At 37.8% G+C, this 4,155-nt stretch carries 4 protein-coding genes; all 4 read left to right on the top strand.

Annotated elements, in window-relative coordinates; genetic code table 11:
* Positions 1-167 precede the first annotated feature (167 nt).
* The 4 genes from J5X91_RS17865 (at position 168) to J5X91_RS17850 (ending at position 4,085) form a co-directional block, all read left to right on the top strand.
* On the top strand, positions 168-1,022 hold the full coding sequence (locus J5X91_RS17865) for a type I-F CRISPR-associated protein Csy2 (protein ID WP_348272542.1): 855 nt from the start codon (positions 168-170) through the stop codon (positions 1,020-1,022).
* Positions 1,022-2,050: a type I-F CRISPR-associated protein Csy3 gene (csy3, locus tag J5X91_RS17860; RefSeq protein ID WP_208835384.1), complete on the top strand. Its 1,029-nt coding sequence runs from the start codon at positions 1,022-1,024 to the stop codon at positions 2,048-2,050. The genes J5X91_RS17865 and csy3 overlap by 1 nt, the downstream gene beginning before the upstream one ends.
* Entirely contained in the window at positions 2,047-2,646 is a 600-nt protein-coding gene (gene cas6f / locus J5X91_RS17855; protein WP_208835383.1) for a type I-F CRISPR-associated endoribonuclease Cas6/Csy4, read from the top strand. The genes csy3 and cas6f overlap by 4 nt, the downstream gene beginning before the upstream one ends.
* A 1,121-nt stretch (positions 2,647-3,767) precedes the next feature.
* On the top strand, positions 3,768-4,085 hold the full coding sequence (locus J5X91_RS17850) for an AAA family ATPase (protein WP_208835382.1): 318 nt from the start codon (positions 3,768-3,770) through the stop codon (positions 4,083-4,085).
* Positions 4,086-4,155: the final 70 nt, after the last annotated feature.

Below are 4,155 nucleotides of genomic sequence, written 5' to 3'. Positions count from 1 at the left end.
ATAAGAGCAAATAAAATTCGGTGTCAACCGGCCAAGATAATTGACGCGGAACCGGCCAAGTTAATTGACGCTAGATACTAAATGAAAGCCTTGGTAATTTAAGTAAGCTCAAACGCTTTGCATATCACCCTAATTTAATGGGGCTGTTTAAAACGCAGTTAAACTATGTGTTTACTCATTGTACAACTGAAGAAGAAACATTAAATGATGAGCAAATAGTGTATGTACATTGCCAAGATATGCGAGTGTTTGATGCCGAGGCAATGGCTAACCCGTATATTCAAGGTATGCCGTCACTTACAGCTTTAAATGGGCTTGCTCATAATTTTGAGCGTAAGCTAAAAAACTTTATAGATCCTTCAATTAAGTGTATTGGCAGTGCTATTTGCATTGAAAACTATCAGCTACATACGGGTAAACCATTACCTGAACCAAGTAAGTTAAAACAAGTTACAGGGCGTAGTAATGTAATAAGATCAGGAATTATCGATAAACCTAAATGCGACATAACACTCGATTTAATATTTAGGCTTTTTGTACCAAATACTGAGCTGTTAGATAAGTTAAATAGTCAGCTTATAAAGCCCGCACTACCATCTTCATTTGCAGGCGGGACTATGCATCCACCCTCGTTATACCAAAGTATAGATTGGTGTCATGTGCATACTAAACCGAGTGAGCTGTTTAAAAACCTTAAAGCAAAATCGTCAAATGGCAGTTGGTTGTACCCTTCAAAAAAAGTAGTTAAAAGCTTTGAACAATTGATAGATGCGCTTAACGGTAACTTTAATTTAAGGCCCGCTGCAATTGGCTTTGCTGCGCTTGAAGAACCCGTAAAGCGAGATGCAGCATTACATGAATACCATTGTTATGCTGAACCCGTAATTGGGTTGTTAGAGTGTGTTAGTAATACATCAGTAAAGTACGCTGGGGCTAAGCAGTTCTTTCATGACGCATTTTGGGTTATGGATGTTCAAAAAGAGTCTATGCTTATGAAAAAGTCTAAGTTTGAGTATGAATAATGCAATTACCTCGGCACTTAAGTTACACGCGTTCGCTTTCACCCAGTAAAGCGGTGTTTTTTTATAAAACACCAGCGTCTGATTTTGAACCGCTACAAATAGAGCAAAATAAATTAGTTGGGCAAAAGTCAGGGTTTGGTGATGCGTATCAAAAGCAAAATGAGGCTAAAAACTTAGCGCCACAAGATCTCGCTTTTGGGAACCCACAAACAATTGATGTGTGCTACGTGCCTCCAACAGTAAATGAGCTATTTTGTCGTTTTTCACTCAGGGTTGAGGCCAATAGTATTGAGCCTCATGTTTGTGATGACCCTAAAGTTATTTATTGGTTAAAACGGTTTTTCGAAACCTATAAAAAGAACAATGGCCTTAATGAAGTTGCAACGCGCTATGCTAAAAATATACTGATGGGCAACTGGCTTTGGCGTAATCGTCAATCACCGAATGTTGATATTGAAATACTTACTGAACATGCAGCCCCGATCATCGTTGAAGGTATACAAAAGCTAAAGTGGCAGGGCAATTGGCAAAATAATCAAACAGCACTAATAACATTATCAGAAATTATTCAAGAAGGGCTTAGCAACCCTCAAAGCTACTGCTATTTAGATATAACCGCCAAAATTAAAAATGCATTTAGCCAGGAGGTTCACCCAAGTCAAAAGTTTGTAGATGCTGTTGAACAGGGCATGTCATCTAAACAACTTGCGTACACCCAAGTGGGCGATAAAAAAGCAGCAAGTTTAAACTCACAAAAAGTAGGGGCTGCTATCCAAACTATCGATGATTGGTACGAGGGAGGCTACAAACCTTTACGCACTCACGAGTATGGCGCAGATAAGCAAATATTAGTTGCACACAGAACACCTAAGAGCCATTCAGACTTTTATTCATTACTCCCGCGCATTGCTTTGCATATTAAACACATGGAAAAGCATGGTTTAGAGCAAGGTGAAGAATCAGACGCAGTTCACTTTATTGCGGCAGTGCTGATCAAAGGTGGCTTGTTTCAAAGGAGTAAAGGTTGAAGCGCTATTATTTTACTATTACTTATTTACCTAAAAATTGTGATGTAAGCCTTCTTGCTGGGCGTTGTATTGGTATTTTGCATGGGTTTATGAGTTCACGCGAAATAAGTAATATTGGTGTGTGCTTTCCTAAATGGAATGAGCAAACAATAGGTAATGAAGTAGCGTTTGTATCGACAGATAAGAAGCAATTAATCAATCTATCTCAGCAAAGCTATTTTGAGATGATGGCTCATGATAAGTTATTTGGCTTATCAAAAATACTCGAAGTACCAGTAAACCAAAGCGAAGTCATGTTTGTTCGCAACCAATCAGTAGCCAAAGCATTTGTTGGCGAAAAGCAAAGACGGTTAAAGCGCGCTAAAAAACGAGCTGAAGCCAGAGGCGAGGTTTACAACCCAGAGTATCAATTTGAGGAAAAAGTCATAGGCCACTTTCATTCAATACCCGTATCAAGCAAAGGCAGCGGCCAAAGTTATGTTCTGCATATACAAAAAATTGAAAAAGCTGAACCCATAAATAATCATTTTAACAATTATGGCTTTGCTACAAATCAAACATTTCAAGGCACGGTTGCTTCTTTAAAGGCCCTTTAAAAATAGCCATATAAAATTAAAAATACTATCAATAAGTTATGCAACTAGGTAAAAGTAAGTGTAAATCATATAAAAATCACTTAACAGTTTGGTGTTTATAGAAATATATACTATTTTTTATAATGAACTGCCGAGTAGGCAGCTGGAAATTCTAAGCTACGTATTATTGGCTGGTGGGCAAGTGAACTGCCGAGTAGGCAGCTGAAGTTAGGCCAGGAAGTAAACAACCACAACTTGTGACTTTTAACTGCCGAAAAGGCAGAGGCTAAATAAAAAGAGCCCAGCAAACGCTGGGGTCTTTTGTATACTTAACAAAAAGACAGTTATTTGATCTATGTAGATTAATAATAGAATATGGACTGGTGTGCATCATATGTTAGGGAAAGTCAGTGGTGAGGGAGTTGTTACCTAAATTGGTTTACGAGTTTTATGCTAAGGTTAAAAAATGTGCCTACGACACATCTAAACCTTTACAGTTTATTTCTTCTGAATTTCCTATCATGCAATGTCAATGTGCATCCTATTTACTCGCATTCCATATATTCGAAAATACCACTTATACGGGTATTGACTTGGTAACAGGGTATGTTTCTGATTGGGAAGGAGACGAAATCAGCCATTGTTGGCTAGAGGTTGACGGGGTCTTGCTAGATATCACCTCGGATCAGTACAACATTCTAAATGAAAGTGAGTTACACAGCTCAATAATAAATTGCCGACCTTTTTCTCCTGTATATTGTATAGATATAGATTTGTCACTTCATTATTGTTTGTTTACCGAAAAATCCCGAGAAAAATTGGATAGGGAATTCAGCCTATTTACTCCTGACGGCTTTACAGAATGGAAGGCAGAATACTTAGTAGTACTTGATACATGACCAGGCTCTATTGCTGCTTTACTCAGAAAAATTAGCGAAACTTGCATCTTACTCTATAAAAATTATTTCAAAATAATAAATAGCTCATTAATAGCAATATCTTAAGTTATTTGGTAAAACTATATAAAGAATAAAATGAGCGCTATTTAAGCTGAGGTATACTCGATTCACGCATCATAAAATAATGTTTGAGAAACGGCAACTATAACCAATTCGATCTAACTATCAAACTCAGGAAGGAATATGAGACTAATAAGAGCTAGAGTAGAAAACTATCGCAGTGTGATAGATTCAGGGGAGTTTGATATTGAATCTCTGAAAACTATATTAGTTGGTCCCAATGAATCTGGAAAAACTGTTCTCCTTCGAGCTCTCCAGCAGCTGAATAGACCTGATGGTGTAGAAGGATTTGATGCTCTTAGGGATTACCCTCGCTCAAAGTATAATGAAATTACAACCAAGCAAGTTAGTCCGGAAGACGTTACAGTAGTTACAGGGTATTTTGAACTTGAAAATGATGATAAGGCGCTGATTCCAGTTGAATATCACCAGTGTGCGTAATACCATGATGCCGATCGCTCAATACCATTCAAGCCGATCACTTTTTTGTCTGTCAGTAGACCTCAGTAAA

This window comes from Pseudoalteromonas sp. K222D (assembly GCF_017653575.1).
GTDB classification, from domain to species: domain Bacteria; phylum Pseudomonadota; class Gammaproteobacteria; order Enterobacterales; family Alteromonadaceae; genus Pseudoalteromonas; species Pseudoalteromonas nigrifaciens.
Note: the sequence above shows the minus strand (reverse complement) of the source record. Positions and strands in the feature narration are given on the sequence as shown.